This is a genomic window from Streptomyces sp. NBC_00306, assembly GCF_036169555.1.
Lineage (GTDB): Bacteria > Actinomycetota > Actinomycetes > Streptomycetales > Streptomycetaceae > Streptomyces > Streptomyces achmelvichensis.
Map to the genome: position 1 here is coordinate 3,685,894 of NZ_CP108032.1, position 24,989 is coordinate 3,710,882.

At 72.2% G+C, this 24,989-nt stretch carries 25 protein-coding genes; 11 read left to right on the forward strand and 14 right to left on the reverse strand.

What is annotated here, in order from left to right; translation table 11 throughout:
• Positions 1-11: 11 nt before the first annotated feature.
• Positions 12-1,061, reverse strand: a complete 1,050-nt coding sequence (locus OHA05_RS16275; RefSeq protein WP_313945639.1) for a hypothetical protein — start codon at positions 1,059-1,061, stop codon at positions 12-14.
• A 95-nt stretch (positions 1,062-1,156) separates the two neighbouring features.
• Between OHA05_RS16275 and OHA05_RS16280 the strand changes: the two genes are divergently transcribed.
• Positions 1,157-3,712 carry a helicase C-terminal domain-containing protein gene (locus OHA05_RS16280; protein WP_313945638.1) on the forward strand — a complete coding sequence of 852 codons (2,556 nt, stop codon included), beginning with the start codon at positions 1,157-1,159 and terminating at the stop codon, positions 3,710-3,712.
• Here the strand turns inward: OHA05_RS16280 and OHA05_RS16285 are convergent.
• Complete coding sequence (locus OHA05_RS16285; RefSeq protein WP_413777759.1) at positions 3,675-4,370, reverse strand: VanZ family protein; 696 nt, start codon at positions 4,368-4,370, stop codon at positions 3,675-3,677. The genes OHA05_RS16280 and OHA05_RS16285 overlap by 38 nt on opposite strands.
• A 95-nt stretch (positions 4,371-4,465) precedes the next feature.
• On the opposite strand from OHA05_RS16285, the gene OHA05_RS16290 reads away from it, so the two are divergent.
• Complete coding sequence (locus tag OHA05_RS16290) at positions 4,466-6,103, forward strand: DNA repair helicase XPB (RefSeq protein ID WP_313945637.1); 1,638 nt, start codon at positions 4,466-4,468, stop codon at positions 6,101-6,103.
• Here OHA05_RS16290 and OHA05_RS16295 read toward each other — a convergent pair.
• A complete protein-coding gene (locus OHA05_RS16295; protein WP_328863411.1) occupies positions 6,061-7,107 on the reverse strand; it encodes a glycosyltransferase 87 family protein in 1,047 nt (348 codons plus the stop codon). The genes OHA05_RS16290 and OHA05_RS16295 overlap by 43 nt on opposite strands.
• A gap of 126 nt (positions 7,108-7,233) precedes the next feature.
• Positions 7,234-7,425 (reverse strand): hypothetical protein, encoded by a 192-nt coding sequence (locus tag OHA05_RS16300; protein WP_313945636.1) that lies wholly within the window; start codon positions 7,423-7,425, stop codon positions 7,234-7,236.
• A gap of 318 nt (positions 7,426-7,743) precedes the next feature.
• Here OHA05_RS16300 and OHA05_RS16305 point away from each other — a divergent pair, with 318 nt between their 5' ends.
• The gene (locus OHA05_RS16305) at positions 7,744-9,786 is read left to right on the forward strand and encodes a HelD family protein (RefSeq protein ID WP_328861012.1); all 2,043 of its coding nucleotides are present in this window, start codon (positions 7,744-7,746) and stop codon (positions 9,784-9,786) included.
• Between the two features lie 330 nt (positions 9,787-10,116).
• Here OHA05_RS16305 and OHA05_RS16310 read toward each other — a convergent pair whose 3' ends face one another.
• The 3 genes from OHA05_RS16310 to OHA05_RS16320 all read right to left on the reverse strand — a co-directional run bounded on the left by OHA05_RS16310 (position 10,117) and on the right by OHA05_RS16320 (position 12,152).
• Positions 10,117-10,815: a copper homeostasis protein CutC gene (locus OHA05_RS16310; protein WP_328861013.1), complete on the reverse strand. Its 699-nt coding sequence runs from the start codon at positions 10,813-10,815 to the stop codon at positions 10,117-10,119.
• A 236-nt stretch (positions 10,816-11,051) separates the two neighbouring features.
• Positions 11,052-11,372, reverse strand: a complete 321-nt coding sequence (locus OHA05_RS16315; RefSeq protein ID WP_391844294.1) for a DUF6479 family protein — start codon at positions 11,370-11,372, stop codon at positions 11,052-11,054.
• A 126-nt stretch (positions 11,373-11,498) separates the two neighbouring features.
• Entirely contained in the window at positions 11,499-12,152 is a 654-nt protein-coding gene (locus tag OHA05_RS16320; RefSeq protein WP_328861015.1) for a maleylpyruvate isomerase family mycothiol-dependent enzyme, read from the reverse strand.
• Between the two features lie 86 nt (positions 12,153-12,238).
• Here OHA05_RS16320 and OHA05_RS16325 point away from each other — a divergent pair, with 86 nt between their 5' ends.
• Entirely contained in the window at positions 12,239-12,892 is a 654-nt protein-coding gene (locus tag OHA05_RS16325; RefSeq protein ID WP_328861016.1) for an HD domain-containing protein, read from the forward strand.
• 97 nt (positions 12,893-12,989) lie between these two features.
• Complete coding sequence (locus tag OHA05_RS16330) at positions 12,990-14,225, forward strand: Cmx/CmrA family chloramphenicol efflux MFS transporter (protein ID WP_313948958.1); 1,236 nt, start codon at positions 12,990-12,992, stop codon at positions 14,223-14,225.
• 108 nt (positions 14,226-14,333) lie between these two features.
• Here OHA05_RS16330 and OHA05_RS16335 read toward each other — a convergent pair whose 3' ends face one another.
• Positions 14,334-14,600: a DUF4031 domain-containing protein gene (locus OHA05_RS16335; protein ID WP_327682932.1), complete on the reverse strand. Its 267-nt coding sequence runs from the start codon at positions 14,598-14,600 to the stop codon at positions 14,334-14,336.
• Entirely contained in the window at positions 14,597-14,953 is a 357-nt protein-coding gene (locus tag OHA05_RS16340; RefSeq protein ID WP_313945629.1) for a hypothetical protein, read from the reverse strand. Before OHA05_RS16340 ends, OHA05_RS16335 begins: the two co-directional genes overlap by 4 nt.
• Positions 14,954-15,069: 116 nt before the next feature.
• Between OHA05_RS16340 and OHA05_RS16345 the strand changes: the two genes are divergently transcribed.
• The 3 genes from OHA05_RS16345 to OHA05_RS16355 are packed head-to-tail and all read left to right on the forward strand — an operon-like array spanning position 15,070 to position 18,465.
• The gene (locus OHA05_RS16345; RefSeq protein WP_313945628.1) at positions 15,070-15,987 is read left to right on the forward strand and encodes a MurR/RpiR family transcriptional regulator; all 918 of its coding nucleotides are present in this window, start codon (positions 15,070-15,072) and stop codon (positions 15,985-15,987) included.
• Between the two features lie 11 nt (positions 15,988-15,998).
• Complete coding sequence (gene murQ, locus OHA05_RS16350; protein ID WP_313945627.1) at positions 15,999-16,958, forward strand: N-acetylmuramic acid 6-phosphate etherase; 960 nt, start codon at positions 15,999-16,001, stop codon at positions 16,956-16,958.
• 52 nt (positions 16,959-17,010) lie between these two features.
• On the forward strand, positions 17,011-18,465 hold the full coding sequence (locus OHA05_RS16355) for a PTS transporter subunit EIIC (protein WP_328861017.1): 1,455 nt from the start codon (positions 17,011-17,013) through the stop codon (positions 18,463-18,465).
• Positions 18,466-18,902: 437 nt separating this feature from the next.
• On the opposite strand, the gene OHA05_RS16360 is transcribed toward OHA05_RS16355, so the two are convergent.
• The 4 genes from OHA05_RS16360 to OHA05_RS16375 form a co-directional block, all read right to left on the reverse strand.
• Positions 18,903-19,610, reverse strand: a complete 708-nt coding sequence (locus tag OHA05_RS16360; protein WP_328861018.1) for an ABC transporter ATP-binding protein — start codon at positions 19,608-19,610, stop codon at positions 18,903-18,905.
• A 49-nt stretch (positions 19,611-19,659) separates the two neighbouring features.
• Positions 19,660-21,117 (reverse strand): ABC transporter permease, encoded by a 1,458-nt coding sequence (locus tag OHA05_RS16365; protein ID WP_328861019.1) that lies wholly within the window; start codon positions 21,115-21,117, stop codon positions 19,660-19,662.
• Between the two features lie 87 nt (positions 21,118-21,204).
• Positions 21,205-21,423: a hypothetical protein gene (locus OHA05_RS16370; protein ID WP_313949148.1), complete on the reverse strand. Its 219-nt coding sequence runs from the start codon at positions 21,421-21,423 to the stop codon at positions 21,205-21,207.
• On the reverse strand, positions 21,420-21,635 hold the full coding sequence (locus tag OHA05_RS16375; RefSeq protein WP_313945623.1) for a hypothetical protein: 216 nt from the start codon (positions 21,633-21,635) through the stop codon (positions 21,420-21,422). The genes OHA05_RS16370 and OHA05_RS16375 overlap by 4 nt, the downstream gene beginning before the upstream one ends.
• Before the next feature lie 113 nt (positions 21,636-21,748).
• Here OHA05_RS16375 and OHA05_RS16380 point away from each other — a divergent pair, with 113 nt between their 5' ends.
• Together OHA05_RS16380 and OHA05_RS16385 are read left to right on the forward strand one after the other, a co-directional pair.
• On the forward strand, positions 21,749-22,591 hold the full coding sequence (locus tag OHA05_RS16380; protein WP_313945622.1) for a helix-turn-helix domain-containing protein: 843 nt from the start codon (positions 21,749-21,751) through the stop codon (positions 22,589-22,591).
• Complete coding sequence (locus tag OHA05_RS16385) at positions 22,572-22,838, forward strand: DUF397 domain-containing protein (RefSeq protein ID WP_313945621.1); 267 nt, start codon at positions 22,572-22,574, stop codon at positions 22,836-22,838. Before OHA05_RS16380 ends, OHA05_RS16385 begins: the two co-directional genes overlap by 20 nt.
• Here the strand turns inward: OHA05_RS16385 and OHA05_RS16390 are convergent.
• Positions 22,835-24,343 carry an alpha/beta hydrolase gene (locus tag OHA05_RS16390; protein ID WP_328861020.1) on the reverse strand — a complete coding sequence of 503 codons (1,509 nt, stop codon included), beginning with the start codon at positions 24,341-24,343 and terminating at the stop codon, positions 22,835-22,837. The two genes, OHA05_RS16385 and OHA05_RS16390, sit on opposite strands and share 4 nt — an antisense overlap.
• Before the next feature lie 204 nt (positions 24,344-24,547).
• Here OHA05_RS16390 and OHA05_RS16395 point away from each other — a divergent pair, with 204 nt between their 5' ends.
• On the forward strand, positions 24,548-24,931 hold the full coding sequence (locus tag OHA05_RS16395) for a hypothetical protein (protein ID WP_313945619.1): 384 nt from the start codon (positions 24,548-24,550) through the stop codon (positions 24,929-24,931).
• Positions 24,932-24,989: the final 58 nt, after the last annotated feature.

The window sequence follows — 24,989 nt, forward strand, 5'->3', positions numbered from 1 at the left end:
CCCCGCACGGCTCACCGCTTCCGCGCCCGCCACACCAGATAGAGCGCGGAGGCGAGCGCCGCGCCCTTCAGCACCCAGGGCCAGGTCCCGGCCAGCGCGTCGCGCATGCCGTTCTCCGGGACCGGCTCGCCCCAGCGGCCCTCGAACCGGCCCCAGAGCCAGACCAGTCCGCCGGTCACGGCGGCTCCCGGCAGGCCGAAGACCGCCGTCTTCACCTCCGCGGGCGTCAGCCGGCGCGAGCCGTACGCGAGGAGCCAGCCGAGGCCCAGCGCGAGCCAGTTGCCGAGGAGTGCGCCCGCGACCAGCAGCGCGGCCGCGAGCAGCAGGAACGGGTTACCGAAACCCGCCCGGGGCACGGCCTCCTCCGCGCGGCGTCGCAGCCGGGGCCGCCAGCGGCGGCGCGCGACGACCGTCTCCGTCGCCTCGCCGGCCGCCTCCTCGCTCTCGTACCCCGCCGCCTCGGCCTCCTCCTCGGCGGCCCTGGCGGCCCTCGCCGCCAACTCCTCCTCGGTGGGCGGGGGTTTGAGTATCTCGGGGATCTCCACCCCGCCGGTGAAGCCGGCCACGCTCTCGCCCGCACCGAACGGCTTGGGCTCGACCCGCCACCAGTCCACCCCGTCGGACGGCCCGAGCTCGTCCATACCGGCGAGATGGGGCGGCGACGCGCCCACCGGCGGCTGCGGATTCCCGGGCCGTTCGCGGGCCGTTCCGGTGCGCGGCCCAGGTACCCGGCGGCGTACGCGCTGGGCCGGCAGATCGGCGGTGGGCAGAGGTTCCGGCGGGGCCGCACGCGAGGGTGTGTGCCGGGGGGCCGGGGCCTGTGCCGGGCCGTCACCGTCCGAGGCGGAGGCGACCACTTCGTCCGGTGTGCCGAGCCGTCCGAGGATGCGGCGCACGGCCGCCGGGCTGTCGGACACGGCTTTCGCGCGCTGCCGGTCGATCTCGCCGCGCAGTGCCGACACCAGCTTCATCCGGGTGCCGGACGGCAGCTGTTGCTGCTGCGCCAGGTCGCCGACCCGGCTCAGATAGTCGTAGACGAGCTGGTCGCTCTCGATCCCCACGGCCGTTTCCCCTGACGTTCCCCTGCCGGGCCGCCCTGTCTTCCCGGGCCCGCCCTGTCCCCGACCGTAGCGCTCCAGGGTCTACCGTGGGGCGGATGGGGACCATGCCCGAAGGAAGCAGCAGTCCGCGCACGCTGGCCGAGGCCCTGCGTACCCGCGACGACGAGGAGCTGGCGGCGCTGCTGCGCGCCCGCCCCGATCTGCTGAACCCCGTACCCAACGATGTGACGCAGCTGGCCACCCGTGCCGGCACCCGCGCCTCGGTCGTGCGGGCACTGGAGCGTCTGGACCGGTTCGCGTTGCAGACCGCCGAGGCGCTGGCGGTGGCCCCCGACCCGGCCCCGTACAAGACCCTGCTGGCCCTGCTGTCCGGTGACGAGGGCGACCCGGACGTCGAGGCGGCCCTGCCGCGTGCGCTGGGTGTGCTGCGCGGGCAGGCGCTGGTGTGGGGCGGTGACGACCGGCTGCGGCTGGTGCGCACCGCGCGTGAGCTGCTGGCCCCCTCCCCCACCCGGCCGTCGCCGACCGGGCTCGGCCCGACCGTCGCCGAGTCCACGTCGGGGATGTCGCCGGGCCGGCTCCAGGACATCCTGGCGGCCGCCGGGCTGTCGACGACGCACGATCCGGTGTCCGCGGTCGCCTCGCTGACCTCGCTGTTCACCGACCGCAGACGGATGGGCGCACTGCTGGACACCGCGCCGACGGAGGCGCTGACGGTCCTGGACCGGCTGGTGTGGGGTCCTCCGTACGGCGAGGTGACGGCGAATCCGGCGCCGCCCGTCCAGTGGCTGCGCGACCACGGGATGCTGCTGCCCGCCTCGCCGCGCACCGTGGTGCTGCCGCGTGAAGTGGCCCTGCATCTGCGGGGCGGCCGGGCGCACCGGGTGCCGGAGCCGGTGCCGCCCGCGGTGGGGCCCGCGGCGAGCGCGTCCCTCACGCAGGGCCGTCCACAGGTTGTGGACAGCACCGCGGCCGGCCAGGCCTTCACCGCGCTGTCGACGGTCGAGGACCTGCTCCAGGACTGGCACGAGGGCGGACCTGCCGTCATGCGGTCCGGCGGTCTGTCCGTACGCGATCTCAAGCGGGCCGCTGCCGCGCTGGACACCGGCGAGCAGATGGCCGCCTTCTGGATCGAACTCGCCTACGCGGCCGGCTTGTTGGCGGCGGACGGCGAGGCCGACGAGCGGTACGCCCCGACGCCCGCGTACGACGAGTGGCTCACCCTGCCCCCGGCCGAGCGCTGGGCGCTGCTGGCATCCGCCTGGCTCACCGCGACCCGTACGTCCGGCCTGATCGGCGGCCAGGACGCCAAGGGCCGCTCGCTCTCGGCGCTCGGTCCCGATCTGGACCGTTCGGCGGCCGCGGAGGTGCGCCGCCGGGTCCTCGATCTGCTGGCCGTGCTGCCTGCGGGCACGGCGCCCGACCCGGAGACGGTGCTCGCCAGGCTGCGCTGGGAGCGCCCGCTGCGGGGCGGGACCGGCGCGGACGCCAACGCCGCCCGCAGCGCCGCGGACGGTTCCGTGGATCTGCGCTCGCGGGTCGCGGCATGGACGCTGACGGAGGCGGAGACCCTGGGCGTGACGGGCCGTGGCGCCCTGTCGGCGCACGGCCGCGCGCTGCTCGGCCCTTCGGGGCCTTCGGGCACGGGCCCTGACGCTGCCCGCACCCCCGGCCCCGACGCCTCACGCACCACCGGCGCCGGCCCCGATCCGGTCGCTCTCGCCGCCGCCGCGCTCGCGCCGCTGCTGCCCGAGCCGCTGGACCATGTGCTCCTCCAGGCCGACCTCACCGCCGTCGCCCCGGGACCGCTGGAGCGGCCGCTCGCGGAGACGCTGGCCGTCCTCGCCGATGTGGAGTCCAAGGGCGGTGCGACGGTCTACCGCTTCACGCCCGGCTCGGTGCGCCGTGCGCTCGACGCCGGACGGTCCGCGTCCGACCTGCACACGTTTCTCGCGACCCACTCGCGCACGCCGGTTCCGCAGCCGCTGTCGTACCTGATCGACGACGTGGCCCGCCGCCACGGCCATCTGCGGATCGGCGCCGCCTCGGCGTACGTCCGCTGCGACGACGACGCCATGCTGGACGAGATCCTCGCCGACAAGCGCTCCCAGGGCCTGCGGCTGCGGCGCCTCGCGCCGACCGTGCTCGCGGCCCAGGCCGACCCGGGGGCCCTGCTCGACGGTCTGCGGTCCATGGGGTACGCCCCCGCCGCCGAGTCGGCCGAGGGCGATGTCCTGATCACCCGGGCACACGCCCGCCGTACACCGCCGCGCACACCTCCCGCGCCGGTCCCGGACGGACCGCCGGTGCCCGACCCCACGCTGCTCGGCGCCGCCGTGAAGGCGATCCGGGCCGGGGACCTCGCGGCCACCGTCGAACGCAAGCCCGCTCCCGAGCCCTCACCCAACGGCAGCCTGCCGCGGTCCTCCTCGGCCGAGACCCTCGCCACGGTGCAGGCCGCGGCGATGACGGGCTCGGCGATCTGGATCGGCTATGTCAACGCGGAGGGTTCGGCGAGCCAGCGCGTGATCGCGCCGGTGCGCGTCGAGGGCGGCTTCGTGACGGCGTACGACCACACCGCCGACGAGGTCCGCACCTATCCGCTGCACCGCATCACGGGCGTTGCGGAGCTCGCCGACGACTCCGCCTGACCCGGTCGGCGACCCGCGTCCGCACGGCCCGCCACTCGGCGCCGGGCCGGGTACGGGCCTTGGCCCGGGCGGCCTTGCGCTTGCGCTCGCGCTCCCGGTTGCGTTCCAGCCGGCGCTCCTCCGCCTGCTCCGCGCGCTCCTGGTCCCGCTGTCCCGGCCGCGCGAGCGCATGGAAACGGCGTCCGATCTTCCGCCCCACCAGGAGGTAGGCGATCAGCGCGCCGCTGGTGTTGAGGATGACGTCGTCGACGTCGAAGGCGCGGCCCTCGACGATCGCGCCCTGCGCCATCTCCACGAGCACCATCACGAGCGCGGTCAGCACCACGACCCGCACCATCCGCATCTTGCGCGGAACCAGCACGGGCAGGATCAGCCCGAACGGGGCGCCGAGCACCAGATTGCCGCCGACCTGCTTGCAGGCCGCGAGGAACGTGTAGTCCTCGGCGTACTGCCGCAGTGAGTTCCCGGGCCGCAGATTGGATCCGGCGATCTCCGACGAGGCCGGTGACGGGGTGAGCGTCAGTTTGGCCAGCACCGCGGAGAAGCCGACCAGTGCGACGAACCCCAGGACCATGATCAGAACGCGGAGGGCGGTCCTGCCCCATGAGACTTCTGCCACGACGCTTCCGGCCGTGGCGCCTTCCCGATGTACGGTCATGGCTCCCTGATGCCCCCGCCCGCCGGGATCAGGCCCGCCAGTTCTGTCGTCCGGTACGGCACACTGGAGGTTTGGCTTACCGAAAGGGCGCAGGTGTGAACGGACCCCTCATCGTCCAGAGCGACAAGACTCTTCTCCTCGAAGTGGACCACGAGCAGGCGGACGCCTGCCGTCGCGCCATCGCGCCCTTCGCGGAGCTGGAGCGCGCGCCCGAGCACATCCACACCTACCGGGTCACCCCGCTCGGTCTGTGGAACGCGCGGGCCGCGGGCCACGACGCCGAACAGGTCGTCGACGCTCTGGTCGAGTTCTCGCGTTATCCCGTCCCGCACGCGCTGCTCGTCGACGTCGCCGAGACGATGGCCCGCTACGGCCGGCTCACCCTCTCCAAGCACCCCGTCCACGGCCTGGTGCTCACCAGCAGCGACCGGCCGGTCCTGGAGGAGATCCTCCGCTCGAAGAAGGTCCAGCCGCTGGTCGGCGAGCGGCTCGACCCGGACACGGTCGCCGTGCACCCCTCCGAGCGCGGTCAGATCAAGCAGACGCTGCTGAAGCTGGGCTGGCCGGCCGAGGACCACGCCGGCTACGTCGACGGCGAGGCGCACCGCATCGACCTCGACGAGACGGGCTGGGCGCTGCGCCCGTACCAGAAGCAGGCCGTCGAGGGCTTCTGGCACGGCGGCTCGGGTGTCGTCGTGCTGCCCTGCGGCGCCGGCAAGACCCTCGTCGGCGCAGGCGCGATGGCGCAGGCCAAGGCGACCACGCTGATCCTCGTGACCAACACGGTCTCCGCCCGCCAGTGGAAGCACGAGCTGGTGAAGCGGACGAGCCTGACCGAGGAGGAGATCGGCGAGTACAGCGGGACGAGGAAGGAGATCCGCCCCGTCACCATCGCCACCTACCAGGTGCTCACGACCCGGCGGAAGGGGATCTACCCCCACCTGGAGCTCTTCGACTCCCGCGACTGGGGCCTGATCCTCTACGACGAGGTGCACCTGCTCCCCGCGCCGGTCTTCAAGTTCACCGCCGACCTCCAGGCCCGCCGCCGGCTCGGTCTGACCGCGACGCTGGTCCGCGAGGACGGCCGCGAGTCGGACGTGTTCTCGCTCATCGGCCCGAAGCGCTTCGACGCCCCGTGGAAGGAGATCGAGGCGCAGGGTTACATCGCGCCCGCGGACTGTGTCGAGGTCCGGGTCAATCTGACCGACTCGGAGCGGCTCGCGTACGCCACCGCCGAGACCGAGGAGAAGTACCGCTTCTGCGCCACCACCGCGACCAAGCGGAAGGTGACGGAGGCCCTGGTCGCCAAGCACCGCGGCGAGCAGACGCTGGTGATCGGCCAGTACATCGACCAGCTCGACGAGCTCGGCGAGCACCTGGACGCGCCCGTGATCAAGGGCGAGACGTCCAACGCCCAGCGGGAGAAGCTCTTCGAGGCGTTCCGGCAGGGCGAGATCTCCGTCCTGGTCGTCTCGAAGGTCGCGAACTTCTCGATCGACCTGCCGGAGGCCACGGTCGCCATCCAGGTGTCGGGCACCTTCGGCTCCCGTCAGGAGGAGGCCCAGCGCCTCGGCCGGGTGCTCCGCCCGAAGGCCGACGGCCATGAGGCACGGTTCTACTCGGTGGTCGCGCGGGACACGATCGACCAGGACTTCGCGGCGCACCGCCAGCGCTTCCTGGCCGAACAGGGTTACGCGTACCGGATCATGGACGCGGACGAGCTGCTGCGCTGACGGCACCCCCGCGCCAGCGCCAGCACCGCGAACCCCAGCAGCGGGTACGGGGACGCCAGTACCTGCTGCCACCAGGGCAGCCGCAGGTCGAGGTCCCCGTGGTGCGGCACCAGCCACAAGGTCCGCGCCATGAAGACGGCGGCGACCACCGCGGCCGTGCGCATCCGGTTCTCCGCGATCAGCAGGGCCAGCAGCGGGACGCACCACACCCAGTGGTGCGACCAGCTGATCGGGGAGACGAGCAGGGCGGTCGTCGCGGTGGCCAGGACCCCCCACGGTCCGTCCGCGCGGACGGCGATCCACAGCCCGGCGACGGCGGTGAGGGCAGCGGCGAACAGCCACACGGCCCCTGGTTCGCCGGTGTGCAGCAGCCGGGCGAACAGTCCCTGAAGGGACTGGTTGTCGATGATCCACGCCTTGCCGACCCGGTCCGTCTCGAAGATGCGCCGGGTCCAGAAGTCCGCGCTGGCCTGCGGCAGGACGAGCGCGCCCAGGGCCACGGTGCCGGCGAACGAGCCGAGTGCGGTCAGTCCCGCCCGGACCCGGCCCGTGATCAGCAGATGGACGACGAACACCAGCGGCGTGAGCTTGATGCCCGCGGCCACCCCGATGGCGAAGCCCTTTCCGATGGCCGCCTCGTCGCGGGACAGGTCCCAGAGCAGCAGGCAGACGAGGGCGAGATTGATCTGTCCGAACAGGACGGTCTGGAAGACGGGTTCGAGCCACAGGCCGGCGGCCACGGCGGCCAGGACCAGCGGGGTCCGGGCGGGCAGGCCCGCGAAGCGGCAGGAGAGCCGCACCAGCAGGGCGAGCAGCAGGACGTTGCCGACGGCGAAGACCACCTTGAGCGCGGGGACGGGCAGCCAGGTGGTCGGTACGAAGAGGATCGCGGCGAAGGGCGGATACGTGGCGGGCAGACGCCACCGGGTGACGGTGAACCCGTAGAGATCGGTGCCGTTGGCGACGGCTGCTCCCTCCGCCCGGTACACGAGCGTGTCGGCCATCGGGATGCGCTGGGCGATGCAGAGTCCGGCGAGCGCGGCGAGGGAGACGGCGAGAGCGATCGAGGTGACTGCGGTAAGTAAACGAGGGGTCACGTTCCGGTACTTCACGGCCGCGACCCTAGTGGATCAACGGCGGCGGACGCCCGCTTCCTCCGCGTACTCACCGAGGACGGCGACGCTGAAGACGGCCTCGGCGAAGACCTTGACGGCACGCAGGGCGTTGCCGACGCGGTGCGGGGAGTGCGGGGCTCCGGTCGCGGTGGCTCCGTGATGGGGTGGAGGGACATGGGCTGCTGGGGTGAAGGTCGCTGTACTCATACCTCCATGATGGGATTCCCGCGCGCGCAGAACATCGATCCATGGACTGAACCCTGCGGATACGCGCGTACGACTCCAGACAGAGGCCGTCCCCTACGGGGAGGACGCTCTCGCGTCGTACTCGCACGGCCGGGCGTCGTCCTCGCGCGGCCCCGCACAGCCCCGCGTCGTCCTCACGCGAAATTCGGTCGCCCGCGTCCGCCGCGCTGATCTAAACTCCTCCGTCTTGCCCGCCTCCCGCTGAGGAGCGCCACCGCCCGGTCGGAAACCGGGTGGTCTGCCTGCCCAGATCCCTGCCGTAGCCGCCGGAGGCGACCCGTGCCCGCGCACGCCCCTGTACCCGACTCTGCCGACACCGACCCCCTGTCGCGTGAACGTGCCCATCTCTCCGCCTCGCGCGACGCCCTGCGCGCCATGCGGGAGGACGTCCAGGCCCTCGACATCAAGGACGTCACCGCGAACTGGGTGAACGCGGCGGTGCTGGAGGCGCAGATCGACGAGCGCATCAAGGCGCTCGCCGACCTCTCCCACACCCCGCTCTTCTTCGGCCGCGTCGACTACCTCCACACCACACAGGAGGGGCAGCGCTTCTACATCGGCCGCCGCCATGTGCACGACGTGGACGGTGATCCGATGGTCGTCGACTGGCGGGCGCCCGTGTCGCAGCCGTTCTACCGGGCCTCGAAGAAGGACCCGCTGGACGTCGCACTGCGGCGGCGCTTCGGCTACACGGCCGGCGACCTCACGGCGTACGAGGACGAGCACCTGAGCGATCCGGCCGAGGCGGAACGGACCAGCAGGCTGCTCCAGGCGGAGATCGAACGGCCGCGTGTGGGGCCGATGCGGGACATCGTCGCGACCATCCAGCCGGAGCAGGACGAGATCGTACGGTCCGGCCTCGGCGGCACGGTCTGTGTGCAGGGCGGCCCCGGCACGGGCAAGACGGCCGTCGGTCTGCACCGGGTGGCCTATCTGCTGTACGCGCACCGGGAGCGGCTGGCGAGGACGGGCACGCTGGTCGTCGGGCCGAACCGGTCCTTCCTCCACTACATCGAGCAAGTGCTCCCGGCACTCGGTGAGTTGGAGGTGAAGCAGGCGACCGTCGACGACCTCGTGGCGCATGTGGACGTACGCGGGACCGACGAGGCGGCGACCGCCGTCGTCAAGGGCGACGCGAGGATGGCCCAGGTGCTGCGCCGGGCCGTCCGCTCCCATGTCACGCTCCCCACCGAGCCGCTGATGGTCGTCCGCGGCTCCCGGCGGTGGCGGGTGCCCGCCTACGAACTGGAGGAGATCGTCCGCGAGTTGCTGGACCGCGACATCCGCTACGGCGCCGCGCGGGAGGCGCTGCCGCAGCGCATCGCGCACACGGTGCTGGTCCGTATGGAACAGGCGGGCGAGGCTCCGGACGACCGCGTGCAGGACGCGGTGGCACGCAATCCCGCGGTGAAGGCGGCCGTCAAGGCGATGTGGCCGCCGGTGGACCCGGCGAAACTGGTGCTGCGTCTGCTGTCCGACGCGGACTTCCTGGCCGCGCACGCGGAGGGTGTGCTGACCCTCGACGAACAGAAGAGAATCCTGTGGCAGAAGCCGCCGCGGAGCCTGCGGACGGCGCGCTGGTCGCCGGCGGACGCGGTGCTGATCGACGAGGCGACGGACCTGGTGGCGCGGACGCACTCGCTGGGTCATGTGGTCCTCGACGAGGCACAGGACCTCTCCCCGATGCAGTACCGCGCGGTGGGCCGGCGCTGCACGACGGGCTCCGCCACCGTGCTGGGCGACCTGGCACAGGGCACCACCCCCTGGGCGACGGAGAGTTGGCAGGAGGCTCTGTTCCACCTGGGCAAGCCGGACGCGGTGATGGAGGAACTCACGGCGGGCTTCCGTGTGCCGCGCGAGGTCATCGCGTACGCCTCCCGGCTGCTCCCGCACATGTCGCCCGGACTGCGGGAGGTGAGCTCCGTGCGGGAGTCGCCCGGCTCGCTGACGATCCGTGAGGTGACGGACCTGGACGCGGCGGTGGTGGCGGCGTGCGAGGAATCGCTGCGCCACGAGGGCTCGATCGGTCTCATCGCGGCGGACGGCCGCATCCCGGCGCTGAGCGGGGCACTCGCCGCGGCTGGCCTGACGTGGCTCACCCCGGGATCGGAGACGACCCTGACGTCCCGGCTCACGCTGGTCCCGGCGTCGCTGGCGAAGGGTCTGGAGTACGACTACGTCGTCCTGGACGACCCGTCGTCGGTGGTCGCCGCGGAACCCGACGAACGCACGGGCCTGCGCCGGCTGTACGTGGCCCTGACCCGCGCGGTCTCGGGCCTCACGGTGCTGCACAGGTCGCCGCTGCCGGCCCAACTCGCCTAGCAGGGACGGCCCGCGCCCGGTGGGGGCGCGGGTCTGCCCGTCGGACGCGGGCCGGGGACGCAACCAGGGTCTGTCGATTGGGTCAGGCCGGGTCAGCGAGTGGGGTCCCCCCACACCCGCAGGGCGTAGGGGGAGGGTCTGGTGCGTGCGATCGCAAGGCGCAGGAAGGAGCCGACGCGGTGGGGGCACCGCCCGTGCCCGCAGGGCTACGGATGGCGGCACCTCCCGTGCCCGCAGGGCTACCGGTGGGGCACCTCCCGTGCCCGGAGCGCCAAGGGGCCCGTCGGCGGATGACAACGCGGCGTGGGGGCACCTCCCGTGCCCGCAGGGCTACGCGTCGAGCGCCCGGCGCCACTCCTCGACGGCCGCGGGCGCCACCGGCGTCTCCCAGCCGTCCGGCCGCGCCGCCCCGCCGATGTGGAACGCCTCCACGCCCGCTTCCCGCAGTACCGGCAGATGCTCCAGCCGCAGCCCGCCGCCCACCAGGATCTGCGGCTCGTAGCCCGGTTCGCCCGACCTCCGGGTCTCCGACAGGAGCGTCGGCAGGCCGTCGTCGACCCCGTCGGGCGATCCCGCGGTCAGATAGGTGTCCAGGCCCGGCAGATCCGCCAGTTGCTTGCGCAACGAGTCCCGGTCTGCGGCACGGTCGATCGCACGGTGAAAGGTCCAGCGGCAGCCGGGCAGTTCGGCCATCAGCCGCTCCACCGTCACCAGGTCCGGGTTGCCGGCCTCGTCGAGGAAGCCGAGCACGAACTGATCCGCGCCCTCGGACCGCAGGCCGCCCGCCGCCCGTACGAGGGAGTCCACGTCGGCCGGCGAGCCCGCCGAGAAGCCGTCCGCGAGGCGGAGCATCACGCGCAGCGGAATGTCCACGGCGTCACGGATGCGGGCGAAGGTCTCCCGCGACGGGGTCAGCCCGTCCGCCGCCATGTCGGTGACCAACTCCAGCCGGTCCGCCCCTCCGGACTGCGCCGCGACCGCGTCCTGCGCGTCCAGAGCGATCACCTCCAGGACTGCACGGTTGCTCATGTGACCCCATCCTCCAGGGAGACGGCTCATATAGGTCTAGTCCAATGCCAGCGTAATGCGCATGTACCACGAAAGCAGCTGCACCCGAGGATCCGCGCCGGGCGAACCGCCGACGCGGGGTGTGCATAACCGCATGAGGTACCCCATAGGGGCATGAGCCACTGGTCACGCGGGGCGTGAGCCGTTGGTCACGCCCCGCGTGGACCGGGTCCGCGCCCGGCCGTGTCGCCCGGGGCTCAGCCCCCGAGGCCGCCACTGCCGAACGAGCCGCTGTGCGCGTTCTTCCCGTGCAGGGGCCGCTCGTCGGGCCCCTTGCCGGTGCTGTGCGTGCTGTGCGTCCGCATGTTGTACGGAAGGAGCCGGTCGTCGCCCTTGTGCGGGAAGGTGTCGTCGTCCTCCTCGCGGACCTCCTCGATGTGCTCGCGGTGGTCGGGCGCCGTGGGCTGCTCCTCGGGGAGCGGCGGGACGAGCTGCTCCCGGCGCCTGCCGTCCCACCACATGGCCCCCGCCAGGAGACACACCAGGATGAGCCCGAAAACGATCATCACTGCGATCATGGCGTCTGCCTCCGCCTCACTGGTCGACACACATGCCTTTGATCCCATTATCTCCCGGTATGGCCACTTCACTCCGCCGCGGAGGCAGCAGCGGCAAAAGCAGCCGGTGGCAGCGCACTGCCCGTGTCAGTCGAAGAAGACCAGCTCCTGCTCCGTCGCCCCCGTGAGCTCGTAGCGCGTCCCGGTCAGCGGCCGGGCCGCCACCAGCCGGACGAGGGTGGCCGCCGACCCGCTGTAGACGGCGGGCTCCGGGCTGTCGGAGCCGAGCACCAGCGGTGCGTCGTGCCCGTCGAGCCGGGCCAGCAGGGGCAGCGACTTGTGCGCCCTGGTCAGAGCGGCCAGCAGGGCGAGCGCCTGGGGCATCCCCTCCCCCTCGTACGCCCCGGGCTCCCCGAGTGCCGCCCGCACATCACCGGCGTGCACCCACTCGCCGAGCGCGATCTTGTCCAGCATCCCGTGTCCGGCGGCGGCCATGACCTCGCCCGCCTCGGTCATCCCGCGCTCCAGCTCGTCGACGACGCGGGCGTTCGTCCACTCCGCACGCTCGGCGATGTCGCGGTCGTTGGACGCGGGCGTGAAGACGCCCTCCTCGAAACGGTTGTCCACCACGCGCGTCAGCGCCGAGCTGCAGTGGGCCAGCACATGCCGCACCGTCCAGCCGGGGCAGCAGGTGCGCAGGGCGAAGTCGTCGTCGGGGCGGGCACGCAGCAGCGGGACGAGGGCGTCGCGCTCGGTGCGCAGCAACAGGCCGGGCAGCTCGGGATCGCGTACAGATTCCATGCGCCCAGCCAACCGCATGGCGGCGAACGCCTCCAGGGGCCGGATCGGCCCGGCGGGACGCGAAGGGCACGAACTACAGTCGGCACATGACCGCCGATCTCCGCGAACGCTGGACCGAGGCCCTGCTCGCCGCCCGCCGGGGCCCGTCCTCGGCGAACGCGCCGGACCCCCTGCCGTACGCCGAGAATCTGCTCGCACGCTGGGCCGAACCGCAGCGCCGCTATCACACCACCGCGCATCTGACCGCGGTCCTGGACCACATCGACACGCTCTCCGAGCACGCGGCCGACCCGGATCTGGTGCGCCTCGCGGCCTGGTTCCACGACGCGGTCTACTTCCCCGACCGCTCCGAGAACGAGGAGCGTTCGGCCCGCCTCGCCGAACGCGCCCTTCCCGAGGCCGGCCTCTCCCCCGAGGCGACCGCTGAGGTCGCCCGCCTGGTGCGCCTGACCATCACCCACGCCCCGGACGACGCCGACGCCAACGGCGCGGTCCTGTGCGACGCGGACCTGGCGATCCTGGCCTCCGGCCCGGAACCATACGCCGCCTATGCCGCCGCGGTGCGCGAGGAGTACGGCTTCGTCCCCGAGGACGCCTTCCGTACGGGCCGCGCCGCGGTACTGCGCCAACTGCTGGAGCTGCCACGGCTGTTCCACACCCCGCACGGCGAACGCGTGTGGGAACCGGCCGCCCGCCGCAACCTCGGGACGGAGCTGGAGCTGCTCGGCGCCGCCGGCTGAGCGCCGCATCGGCACGGCCCCGGCCCCTGCGGGAATGCAATCAGCGATACAGGTCGTTGCTGCTGTCATGCCCGAATCCGCCGAGCGCCGTTCCCGTATGCCCCTCGCCGTCTACATCCTGGGGCTGTCCGTCTTCGCGCTCGGGACGAGCGAGTTCATGCTCTCCGGGCTGCTGCCGCCCATCGCGGACGACATGAACGTCTCCATCCCCCGGGCCGGCCTGCTCATCTCGGCCTTCGCGATCGGCATGGTCGTCGGCGCGCCCCTGCTCGCGGTGGCCACGCTGCGGCTGCCCCGCAAGACCACGCTCGTCACCCTGATCTCGCTCTTCGGACTCGGCCAGATCGCGGGTGCCCTGGCACCGACGTACGAGATCCTCTTCGCGTCGCGGGTGGTCAGCGCCCTCGCCTGCGCGGGCTTCTGGGCGGTGGGCGCCGCGGTCGCCATCGCGATGGTGCCGTTCACCTCGCGCGCCCGCGCCATGGGCGTGATGATCGGCGGGCTCTCCATAGCCAACGTCCTGGGCGTCCCGGCGGGCGCGTTCCTCGGGGAGCACCTGGGCTGGCGTTCCGCGTTCTGGGCCGTCGCCGCCGCCTCCGCGATCGCGCTGGCCGGTGTCGTGACCCTGATCCCGCGCATCCCGCTGCCCGACGAGAAGCCGCGGCTGCGGCGTGAGCTGTCGATCTACCGCGACCGTCAGGTCTGGCTCTCCGTGGCGATCACCGCACTCGCGGCGGGCGGTGTCTTCTGCGCCTTCTCCTACCTGGCGCCCCTGCTCACGGACGTCTCGGGCCTGGACGCCGGCTGGGTGCCGAGCGTGCTCGCCCTCTTCGGGATCGGCGCGCTGATCGGTACGACGGTGGGCGGCCGGGTCGCCGACGCGCACCTCTTCGGTGTCCTGCTGAGCGGCATCACCGCCTCGACGGTCCTGCTGGCGGCGCTGGCGCTGTTCGCGCCCAACCCGGCGGCGACCGTCGTGCTCACGCTGCTGCTCGGCTTCTCGGCCTTCTTCACCGCCCCGGCCCTCAACGCCCGCATGTTCAACGTCGCGGGTGCGGCGCCCACGCTGGCGGGCGCGACGACGACCGCCGCGTTCAACGTGGGCAACACGGGCGGCCCCTGGCTGGGCGGCACGGTGATCGACGCGGACTTCGGCTTCGCCTCGACGGCGTGGGCGGGCGCCGCGATGACGATCGCCGCGCTGGCCCTGGTCGGGATCTCTCTGCGTCTGCACGGCAGGTCGCGCGTGATCGCCTCCTCCACGCGACACGAGACGGCGGACGTGCCCGGCACCGTGCCCGGGGTCGGCGTCTGTCGCCCGACCACCGATTGACGCGCCGGCGCGAGCACGCTCTTCCGGCCGCGCGGCGGCCGCCTGTGTGACCGCGCGCCGGACACCCTTGACGCCCCTCCGGCGGCACACCGGCAGCCGGTCCGGCGCTCAGACCGCGCGGCCCTTCGGCCGCCGCAGCCCCGCCCGCGTCAGCAGGCCGACCACCTCACGGCTCGACACCTGCACCGCGCCCGCCGCCACCGCGTCCCCGTAGCGGTGCGAGGGGACGTCGTAGTGGTCCCGCTCGAAGGCGGTGGCCGGGCAGCCGATCGACTGCGCGAACGCGTGCAGCTCCGCGAACGAGACGTCGCTGATCAGGTGCGACCACATACGGCCGTGGCCCGGCCACGTCGGCGGATCGATGTACACCGTCATGCCAGACCGCCGACCCGGGCCACGACCACGCCCGCCTTGCCGCAGACCCAGTGCGGGTCCGCGCCCAGCTCCGGCTCGACGTCCAGGGCGTGCGGGTCACCGGCGTCGCAGACCGGGCACAGCGGCCAGCGGCCGTAGCGCTCCAGGAGCGCGTCCTGGACGTCCTGCGCAACCAGACCGGCGACGTATTCGACGCCCTCCGGCCACTGCTCGACCCACCAGCGGCGGTGGGTCACGGCCTCCTCGACCAGGGACACCACCGCGGCGTCGGCCACATCGCGGGCGGCGAGGTCGGCGAGGACCAGGGAGCGCGCCGTGTGCAGGGCCTGCTCGATCGGGTTGGCGTCGTCCATGCAGACATTGTCACCCAACCGGCCCTGCGTCCGGGGGGCCGGTGTGATGCATCCGCCCAGCTCTCCGCCGCGGAGGGGGGTTGACGACCGGCGAAAAGCGAAAATATCTTTCAGAGGTGACCAATCCAGTGAAGGAAATTTTCAGCGGCGATGCTCCGCCCGCCCCCGCCGCCCTCGCGGCGAAGGTGCGGACGCTCACGCCGTCCATGACCCGTTCCATGCAGCGGGTCGCCGAAGCCGTCGCCGAGGACCCGGCGGGCTGCGCGGCCCTCACGGTCACCGGTCTCGCGGAGCTCACGGGCACCAGCGAGGCCACCGTGGTGCGCACCGCCCGTCTCCTCGGCTACCCCGGATACCGCGACCTGCGCCTCGCGCTGGCCGGCCTGGCCGCCCACCAGCAGTCCGGCCGCGCCCCCAGCGTCACCGCGGACATCGCCGTCGACGACCCCATCGCCGACGTCGTCACCAAGCTCGCCTACGACGAGCAGCAGACCCTCGCGGACACCGCCGCCGGGCTCGACACCGTCCAGCTCGGCGCGGCGGTCTCCGCCGCGGCCACCGCACGCCGCATCGACATCTACGGCGTCGGCGCGTCCTCGCTCGTCGGCATGGACCTCGCCCAGAAGCTGCTGCGCATCGGCCTGATCGCCCACGCCCACAGCGACCCCCACCTCGCCGTCACCAACGCCGTGCAGCTGCGCTCCGGCGACGTGGCCATCGCGATCACCCACTCGGGCTCCACCGGCGATGTCATCGAACCGCTGCGGGTCGCCTTCGACCGCGGGGCGACCACCGTCGCGATCACCGGCCGCCCGGACGGACCCGTCTCGCAGTACGCCGACCACGTACTGACCACGTCCACCGCGCGCGAGAGCGAGCTGCGCCCGGCCGCGATGTCCTCGCGCACCAGTCAGCTCCTCGTCGTCGACTGCCTGTTCATAGGCGTCGCGCAGCGCACGTACGAGACGGCGGCCCCTGCCCTCGCCGCCTCCTACGAGGCCCTCGCGCACCGGCACAGCCCGCGCTCCCGCTGATCACCCCCCTCATGAGAAAGCCGAGCCGCACCTCCATGACCTCCACGTCGCCCGCATACGGCGAACTCCGCGCTCAGCTGGCCACGCTCACCACCGAGGCGTTCCGGCCGGAGCTCGCCGACATCGACCAGCAGTCCACCCTCGAGATCGCCCGCATCATGAACGGCGAGGACCGCACCGTCCCCGACGCGGTCGCCGCCCAGCTGCCGCGGATCGCCGCCGCCATCGACGCCACCGCGGAGCGCATGTCCCGCGGCGGCCGGCTGGTGTACGCGGGCGCGGGCACGGCGGGCCGGCTCGGCGTGCTGGACGCCAGCGAGTGCCCGCCCACCTTCAACACCGACCCCTCCGAGGTGCTGGGCCTGATCGCGGGCGGGCCCTCCGCCATGGTCAAGGCCGTGGAGGGCGCGGAGGACAGCAAGGAACTGGCCGCCGCCGACCTGGACGGGCTCCGGCTGACCGCCGATGACACCGTCGTGGGGATCTCCGCATCGGGCCGCACCCCGTACGCCATCGGCGCCGTCGAGCACGCACGCGCCCTCGGCGCACTGACCGTCGGACTCTCCTGCAACGCGGACAGCGCACTCGCCGCGGCCGCCGACCACGGCATCGAGGTCGTCGTCGGACCCGAACTGCTGACCGGCTCGACACGGTTGAAGGCCGGTACGGCGCAGAAGCTCGTCCTCAACATGATCTCGACGATCACGATGATCCGGCTCGGCAAGACGTACGGAAACCTCATGGTCGACGTCCGCGCCTCCAACGAGAAGCTGCGGGCCCGCTCGCGGCGGATCGTGGCGCTCGCCACCGAAGCGGCCGACGAGGAGATCGAGGCGGCGCTCGCCGCCACGGACGGCGAGGTCAAGGAGGCGATCCTGACCATCCTGGCCGGTGTGGACGCCGCCACGGCCCGCCGTCTCCTTGACGAATCCCGGGGCCACCTCCGGGCCGCACTCCAGTCCGCTCTCTGATCCGCCCCTCCCTGGCACGTCCCCCGCCCCCGCACAGCAAGGCACCCGCACCATGAGCACGATCGATCACAAGGCGACGGCGGCAGCGATCCTCCCCCTCGTCGGAGGCGCCGCCAACGTCACGTCCGTCGCCCACTGCATGACCCGTCTCCGCCTCGGTCTGCGCGACCGTTCCCTCGTCCGGGACGAGGAACTCACCGCGCTGCCCGCCGTCATGGGGGTGGTCGACGACGACACCTACCAGATCGTGCTGGGACCGGGCACCGTCGCCCGCGTCACCCCCGAGTTCGAGGCACTGATCGCGGAGGCGCCGGTCACCGCGGAAGCGCTCGCCGACCGGGGTGCGGCCATCAGGGCGGAACGGAAGTCGCGCAACTCCACCCCCTTCAAGCTCTTCCTGCGGAAGATCGCGAACATCTTCGTCCCGCTGATCCCCGCCCTCATCGGCTGCGGCATCATCGCCGGTCTCAACGGCCTGCTCATCAACCTGGGTTGGCTGCCGTCCGTCACCCCCGCGCTCGCCGCCATGGCGAGCGGCTTCATGGCGCTGATCGCGGTCTTCGTCGGCTACAACACCGCGAAGGAGTTCGGCGGAACCCCGATCCTCGGCGGCGCGGTCGCCGCGATCATCGTCTTCCCCGGCGTCGCCAACATCGAGGCCTTCGGCCAGAAGCTCTCCCCCGGCCAGGGCGGAGTACTGGGCGCGCTCGCCGCGGCGATCCTCGCGGTGTACGTCGAGAAGTGGTGCCGCCGCGTGGTGCCGGCCTCCCTCGACGTCCTGGTCACCCCGACGCTGACCGTCCTCGTCTCCGGCCTGGTCACCAACTTCGGCCTGATGTTCGTGGCCGGTGAGATCTCCACGGCCATCGGCGACTTCGCCAACTGGCTGCTCGCCAGCGGCGGAGCGGGCGCCGGCTTCGTCCTCGGCGGACTCTTCCTCCCGCTGGTGATGCTCGGCCTCCACCAGGCGCTGATCCCCATCCACGCCACGCTCATCGAGCAGCAGGGCTTCACGGTCCTGCTCCCCATCCTGGCGATGGCGGGCGCGGGCCAGGTCGGCGCGGCGGTCGCCGTGTACGCCCGACTCCCGCACAACACCTCGATCCGCAACACCATCAAGTCCGCCCTCCCCGCGGGTGTCCTGGGTGTCGGCGAGCCCCTGATCTACGGCGTCTCGCTCCCGCTGGGCCGCCCGTTCATCACGGCCTGCATCGGCGGCGCGTTCGGCGGAGGGTTCGTGGGCCTGTTCAACATGCTGGGCGACAAGGTCGGTTCGACGGCCATCGGCCCGTCGGGCTGGGCCCTGTTCCCGCTGGTCGACGGAAACAAGGGCCTGGGCGAGACGATCGCGATCTACGCGGGAGGGCTGCTGGCCGGGTACGCGGTGGGCTTCCTGGCGACGTACTGGTTCGGCTTCACGAAGCAGATGCTGACGGACCTGAACGCGGCGCCGGCGGAGGCTGCGCCGGACGCCAAGCAGCGGGAGTTCAGCCCGGCGGGCGTCTGACGACATCAAGCCCCGCCGGGACCTGCGGCCGCACATTCAAGCCCCGCCGGCGATTGAGGCGCGGGGTCCGGGGCAGCGCCCCGGCGGACCGCCCGCGGCTCTCGTCGCACGGCACACCCTGCGGGCGTGTCCTCAATCGCCGGACGGGCTGGAATTACCTGCCCCGCACAAAATCAAGCCCCGCCGGGGCATCTGGCCGCACATTCAAGCCCCGCCGGCGATTGAGGCGCGGGGTCCGGGGCAGCGCCCCGGCAGACCACCCGCACGTCTCGTCGCACCGCACACCCTACGGGCGTGTCCTCAATCGCCGGACGGGCTGGAATTACCTGCCCCGCACACAATCAAGCCCCGCCGGCGATTGAGGCGCGGGGCCCGGGGCAGCGCCCCGGCAGACCACCCGCACGTCTCGTCGCACAGCACGCCCTCCGGGCATGTCCTCAATCGCCGGACGGGCTGGACGTGCCCGCTGCCGCACGCTCCTCCATCGTCACCCTCCCCTGACGAATCACCGCCACCCGCCTCGCCCGCCCCGCCAGCGCCGAGTCGTGCGTCACCATCACGAAGGTGAAGGCGTGTTCCTGCCACAGGGACTCCAGCACCTCCATGATCTCGTCCCGCATCGACTCGTCGAGGTTTCCGGTGGGCTCGTCCGCCAGCAGCACCGCCGGCCGCTTGACCAACGCGCGGGCGATCGCGACCCGTTGCTGCTGACCGCCCGACAACTCACCCGGCAGATGTCTCAGGCGCTCGCCGAGCCCCACCGAGCCGAGCGCCTCCGCGGCCCGCTCCCGCCGCTCGGCCGTCCTCAGGCCGAGCGGCACCAGCGCGGTCTCCACGTTCTCCTGCGCCGTGAGCGTGGGGATCAGGTTGAAGCTCTGGAAGACGAACCCGATCTTCTCCGCACGGACCCGGGTCAGCCGCGCCTCCGGCAGGGTCGCGAGATCCGTCCCGTCCAGGACCACGCTGCCCTCCGACGGCCGGTCCAGCCCGCCGAGCATCTGCAGCAGCGTCGACTTGCCGCCGCCGGTCGGGCCCTGGATCACCAGCCGACCGCCGTCCTCGATGGTGAGGTCCACGCCCGCCAGTGCGTGCACCGTGTCCTTGCCGCGCCGGTAGCGCTTGGTGACGCCACTGAGCTCGTACATCATCAACTCCTGTTGCACATGGATGAGAAGGGCTGCTGCGGTCGCCGCGTCACTCGACGCGGCGCAGCGCGTCGGCGGGGCGGAGCCGGGACGCACGCCAGCCGCCAAAGCCGCCCGCCACGAGTCCTCCCGCCACGGCGAGCGCGACGGCGAGACCGATCGTGGTCAGCGAGACCGGCGCGGTGAGTGCGATGTCGAGCGCACGGGACGCGGAGCCGGGACCGCCCTGGACCGCCGGACCGGCGCCGAACATCCGGCCACCGCCCGCCCCGCCTCCCCCGCCGCCGAGCTGCGCGGTCAGCGTCGGACTGAACGTCGTGATCAGCCACGCTCCGGCGAGCCCCAGCGCGATACCGAGCGCGCCGCCGAACAGCCCGTTGACCAGGGCCTCCCCGGCCACCTGCCGGGTCACCCGGCCGCTCTTCCACCCCAGGGCCTTCAACGTCCCGAACTCCCGCACCCGCCGGCTCACCGCGGACGAGGTCAGCAGCCCGGCGACCAGGAACGCGGCGACGAGCACCAGGATCGACAGCCACTTGCCGACCCCCGAGGCGAGGTCGGACGCGGTGGACAGGGACCCGGAGACGGTGTCGGCCAGATCAGCCGATGTCGTCACGGTCGTACCCGAGATGTTCTTCTGGATCGTCTGCTTCACCGCGTCGATCCGCTGCGAGTCCTTCGCCCGGACATAGACCGTGGTGACCTTGTCCTTGGCGCCGGCCAGCGACTGCGCCTGGGTGAGCGGCAGATACACATTGGCCGCGGCGTCCCCGCTGTCGGCCGTCGCGATACCGATGACCTGGTACGGGATCTTGGAGATGGTGAGCGTCTTGCCGACGCCGAGACTCTTCTCCTTGGCGTACGCGCTGTCGAGCACCACGACCTTGGCGTTGGTCTCGGTCGCCTTGAACGTACGCCCGGAGGTGATCTTCGACGAGGTCAGCGGGCCGAGGTCCTGCTCGGTGACGTCCGTCCCGTACGCGGTGTACGAGTCGACGTCGAAGGCAGCACCGCCGCCCTGCACTTCGCCACCACCGCCGCCACCGCCACCGGGTCCGCCCTGTCGCGGCTGTGCGGGAGCGGCCTCTCCGCGCCTGAACTGCCCGTTGACCTTCATGACCCGCACACTCAGGCCGCCCACGGCGTCTCCCACGCCGTCCTGCTTGCCGACCTGCGCGACGGTCGACGAGGCGAGTGTCTCGAAGCCCTGGACCATCACCAGGTCCCGCGCCTGCTCGGCGGTGTCGTCGTTGTCCTGCGCGTCGAACTCGAACCGGGGCCGCCGCGTCGTCTCGCCCTCCCCGGGCGGCGCGGCGGCCTTGGTGACGGTCATGTCCGTGCCCAGCCCGTACAGCGATTCCAGGACCTTGTCCTGGGCGCGATTCATCCCGGACGAGACCGAGTTGACCACGATGACCAGCGCGATTCCGAGAGCGAGTCCCGAAGCGACGACGAGCGCCGCTTTTCTGCGGCGGCGCAGTTCGCGCCGGAGGTAGGTGAAGAACATGGCTGGAAGTTAGGCGGGTGGCGTGATGGCCGGTTGAGTGCGCGGTGAGAGAAGCATGAGAACGCCTGAGCCGCCCTCACCACCCGTTCACGGCAGCCGGCCCTCCGCGTTGAGCTGCCGCACCCGCGCCCTCAGCACCTCGGCGGGCGGCGCCGGCCGTACGTCCTCGGGCGGGCAGTCCCACTCCCGTCCGCCGCCCACGGGCCGCAGCTGCACACAGGTACCGACGCGGCCCATGACCAGCCCCACGCGCCCGTCCCGGACATCGACGGCGTACGTGCCCGCCTCCGGCACCTGCCCGCTCACTTCTCCAGCCCCTGAAGCACCGCCGCCAGCCGCAGCGCGGTGTCGAGGTTGCAACGCCCCAGCTCCACCAAGGGATACGGCGCCGAACTCGCCAGCGACACCAGATCGACCCGTAGCGACGGCAGCGTCACCGACACCACGTCGAGGCCCTGCCGCAACTGGGCCACCACCTCCTCGGCGGCCCGCAGCCGCTCCGCCGAACGCACCACCATGACCAGGCACCTCCACACTCAGTGTTCGCTTTCCTCACCCAGCGTGTCCGTCACTGGCTAGCCTGAACAGTGACGGCGGCCCAACAACGCGACCTGTCGGCCAGGGAGTTGTCTTGCCAGGACCCAAGGATCTCGATCCCTCCTCATCCCCCCGCGCCCTGCTGGGCGCCGAGCTGCGCCACGCACGCGACCAAGCGGGTCTCACCCAGGACGAGTTGGGCAGACCGCTGTTCGTCAGCGGCTCGTACATCGGCCAGATGGAGGCGGGTACGCGCAGGATGCTGCCCGAGTACGCGCACCAGATAGACGAGATCCTCGGGACGAACGGGTTCTTCACCCGCAACTGCGAGGTCTCCAACAAGTCGCGCTACCCGGACCACTTCGCCGAGGCGGCGGAAGCGGAGGCGACCGCGACGACGATCCGGGAGTACGCGCCGCTGTTGGTGCCGGGGCTGCTTCAGACGGAGGCGTATGCGCGGGCAGTGTTCCGGGCGTATCAGCCGACCGCCGCCGAGGACGTCATCGATGAGCTGGTGGAGGCCCGGCTCGACCGGGCGCGGCTGCTGACCCATCCAACAAAGCCTCAGTTGTGGGCAGTTCTCGACGAGGCGGTGTTACGGAGGAAGGTCGGCGGGACGGCAGTGATGGCGGAGACGCTGGAACATGTGGCGGGGCTGGCGCGGCGGCACCGCATCATCGTGCAGGTGCTGCCGTTCGCGGCGGGTGCGCACGCGGCTTCTGATGGCGGCCTCAAATTGATGACATTCCCCGATGCGCCACCGCTCGCCTACGTCAACGGTCTGGGAACCGGCCAGTTGGTGGATGATCCGGCCACGGTCACTCGCCACGAACTGTCTTACGATCTGGTCGGGGCCACCGCACTGTCACCGGAAACGTCCTTGGCCTTGATCTCGTCAGTGGCGGAGGATTACGCACATGAGGATCAGCAACCCTGAGTTCGACCTGGCAACAGCGGTCTGGCACAAGTCCAGCTACAGCGGCGGCGACGGCGGCAACTGCCTGGAGATGGCCACCTGGCGCAAGTCGACCCACAGCGGCGGCGAAGGCGGCAACTGCCTCGAAGTCGCCGACAACTCCCCCGGCTTCGTCCCCGTACGCGACTCCAAGAACAGCGGCGGCCCCGAACTCATGTTCAGAGCCGCCGCCTGGTCCGCCTTCGTCGCCGGTCTGAAGCGCGACTAGCAGGCCTTGTCGCGGGCCGGGCGTTCGCCGGTGAGCAGGAAGGTGGTCACGGCGTCGTCCCCGCAGGCGTTGCCGTTGGCGACGTAGGCGCCGTGGCCCACGGTGTCGACCGTGACCATCCGGGCCCGCGCACCGAACGCCTCGCGCATCTTCAGCGCACCGGCGAGCGGTGTGGAGGGGTCGCGCCGGGTCTGGATCATGAGGACGTTCGAGGGGCCGCCGTCCGGGGTGATGCGGGTGGGCCGCTCGCGCGGCTTGTCCTTCCAGAAGGCGCACAGCCAGATGTTCCTCGGCATGCCCGCGGTGAGGGGGTACTGCGCACGGCTCCTGGCGACGTCGCGGGCGTAGGGTGCCGGGTCGGTGGCCGGCCAGGCGTCGACGTCGTTGCAGATGGTGGCGCCGGTGACGGCGACCGAGTTCTGCATGACCTGGTCCGGGGGCGTGTTCGCGGCGGGGAGTTCGCGGCCGTCGCGGGCGGCGGCCATCAGCTTGGCCAGCGCGGGGAATCGCGTGACGGAGTAGAGGCTGTCCAGCAGGGTCTGCCGCAGGACGTTGCCGTTGAGTTCCGCCGGGTTGGCGCCGGCCCACGGGATCGGTGCACGGTCGAGGCGGGTGGCGAGCGCGAGGAACATCGGCCGGACCTCGGCGGGCGTCGCGGCGAGGCGGTCGGGGTTGGCGGGGTCCGCGGCCCAGGCGGCGAAGTCGGGGAAGGCGTCCTCGACGGCGATCTCGTAGTTGGCGAGCCAGCCGCGGGCCACCCGCTTCGGGTCGGGGTCGCCGCTGCTGTCCAGGACCCAGCGGTCGGTGCGGTGGGGGAACATCTGGGCGTAGACGGCTCCCACGTACGTCCCGTACGACAGACCCCAGGCGGACAGCCTGCGCTCGCCGAGTGCCTGCCGGATGCGGTCGATGTCCCGGGCCTCGTTGCGGGTGCTGATGCTGCGCATCACCTCGCCCCCGTTCGTGGCGCAGGCGGCGGCGAGGCGGCGGGCGGTCTCGGTGTTCTTGTCGATGCTGCCGTCCGCGGCGGGCCATCCCCTGACGTTCACCAGGGCGAGGTCGTCGTGGGTGAGACCGCAGCTCACCGGTGTGCTGCGGCCGACGCCGCGCGGGTCGAAGCCCACGATGTCGTAGGCGTCGCGCACCGACTGGGGCAGCTTCTTCCCCTTGCCCGAGGGATCGTTGATGCTGGAGCCGCCGGGTCCTCCGGGGATGATCAGCAGGGTGCCACGTCGTCTGTCGGGGCTCTCGCTGCGGATGCGGGAGACGGCGAGGGTGGTCTGCGGCCCCCGGGGTTTCGCGTGGTCGAGCGGTACGGAGATGTCCGCGCACTCCTGGCGCGGGTCGAGTCCCGTACCGGTGCATTTCTCCCAGCGGACTGCCGGGTCCGGCAGGGGAGTTGAGGCCGAGGCGGGCGCCGGGAGGGCGAGGAGCGTCGTCGCCAGGACCGGGAGGGTGAGCGCCGCCGCGGTGAAGCCGGATGTCGTACTGCCGAGGATTCGCATGTGATGACCCTCGCGGAACCGGCGCCCGGCTCCCACGGTGCCTCCTGGCCTGTTCCCAGGGGGGTTTGCCCCACCCGGCCCGTAGGGGCCGCGCCCGCGGTGGCCGACGTCCGGCACCCCACCCGCGGCACTGCGCTGCGCTCATACAGCGACGGCCGGCGGGCCGTCCCTCCTCGAACGACCTTTCCAGAGAGAGGAACACCGATGCGCAAGCGAATGCTCGGAACCCTGGCCGCGGTCGCGGCCTTCGCGGGCGTGCTGGGGAGCGCGCCGGCCGCCTCGGCGGCACCGAATCCGCCGGGGTGCGGCAAGGGCTACTTCTGCATCTACTCGGACCTGATCCAGGAGGGCAGGCTCGTCGCGAAGTCGGACCGCAACTGGTCCGGCAGGGCCGTGGGCATGTCCATCTTCAACAACGGCACGCCCTTCCCCGGCCAGGACCACATTCAGGTCGAATGGGGCTGGGCGGACGGCAGCGGCGGCACCTACACGAGCTGCCTCCACTTCAACCCCGGACCGGGCAACTACTCCCAGTCCTTCGGCGCGGACGTCGCGTTCACGAAGGTGACGTGGCGCGGCGAGTGCTGAGGCGCCGGCACCGGGCGGGCGCGGACGGCGCACGGCGGCCCGGGCCGGGCAGCGGCTG

Bases quoted from the DNA above. Each gene is read 5' to 3' on its own strand.
- OHA05_RS16280 (WP_313945638.1), top strand. From the start codon at position 1,157: ATGGGGACCATGCCCGAAGGAAGCAGCAGTCCGCGCACGCTGGCCGAG.
- OHA05_RS16285 (WP_413777759.1), bottom strand. From the start codon at position 4,370: ATGACCGTACATCGGGAAGGCGCCACGGCCGGAAGCGTCGTGGCAGAA.
- OHA05_RS16295 (WP_328863411.1), bottom strand. From the start codon at position 7,107: ATGGCCGACACGCTCGTGTACCGGGCGGAGGGAGCAGCCGTCGCCAAC.
- OHA05_RS16300 (WP_313945636.1), bottom strand. From the start codon at position 7,425: ATGAGTACAGCGACCTTCACCCCAGCAGCCCATGTCCCTCCACCCCAT.
- OHA05_RS16310 (WP_328861013.1), bottom strand. From the start codon at position 10,815: ATGAGCAACCGTGCAGTCCTGGAGGTGATCGCTCTGGACGCGCAGGAC.
- OHA05_RS16315 (WP_391844294.1), bottom strand. From the start codon at position 11,372: ATGATCGCAGTGATGATCGTTTTCGGGCTCATCCTGGTGTGTCTCCTG.
- OHA05_RS16320 (WP_328861015.1), bottom strand. From the start codon at position 12,152: ATGGAATCTGTACGCGATCCCGAGCTGCCCGGCCTGTTGCTGCGCACC.
- OHA05_RS16325 (WP_328861016.1), top strand. From the start codon at position 12,239: ATGACCGCCGATCTCCGCGAACGCTGGACCGAGGCCCTGCTCGCCGCC.
- OHA05_RS16330 (WP_313948958.1), top strand. From the start codon at position 12,990: ATGCCCCTCGCCGTCTACATCCTGGGGCTGTCCGTCTTCGCGCTCGGG.
- OHA05_RS16335 (WP_327682932.1), bottom strand. From the start codon at position 14,600: ATGACGGTGTACATCGATCCGCCGACGTGGCCGGGCCACGGCCGTATG.
- OHA05_RS16340 (WP_313945629.1), bottom strand. From the start codon at position 14,953: ATGGACGACGCCAACCCGATCGAGCAGGCCCTGCACACGGCGCGCTCC.
- murQ (WP_313945627.1), top strand. From the start codon at position 15,999: ATGAGAAAGCCGAGCCGCACCTCCATGACCTCCACGTCGCCCGCATAC.
- OHA05_RS16355 (WP_328861017.1), top strand. From the start codon at position 17,011: ATGAGCACGATCGATCACAAGGCGACGGCGGCAGCGATCCTCCCCCTC.
- OHA05_RS16360 (WP_328861018.1), bottom strand. From the start codon at position 19,610: ATGTACGAGCTCAGTGGCGTCACCAAGCGCTACCGGCGCGGCAAGGAC.
- OHA05_RS16365 (WP_328861019.1), bottom strand. From the start codon at position 21,117: ATGTTCTTCACCTACCTCCGGCGCGAACTGCGCCGCCGCAGAAAAGCG.
- OHA05_RS16375 (WP_313945623.1), bottom strand. From the start codon at position 21,635: ATGGTGGTGCGTTCGGCGGAGCGGCTGCGGGCCGCCGAGGAGGTGGTG.
- OHA05_RS16385 (WP_313945621.1), top strand. From the start codon at position 22,572: ATGAGGATCAGCAACCCTGAGTTCGACCTGGCAACAGCGGTCTGGCAC.
- OHA05_RS16390 (WP_328861020.1), bottom strand. From the start codon at position 24,343: ATGCGAATCCTCGGCAGTACGACATCCGGCTTCACCGCGGCGGCGCTC.
- OHA05_RS16395 (WP_313945619.1), top strand. From the start codon at position 24,548: ATGCGCAAGCGAATGCTCGGAACCCTGGCCGCGGTCGCGGCCTTCGCG.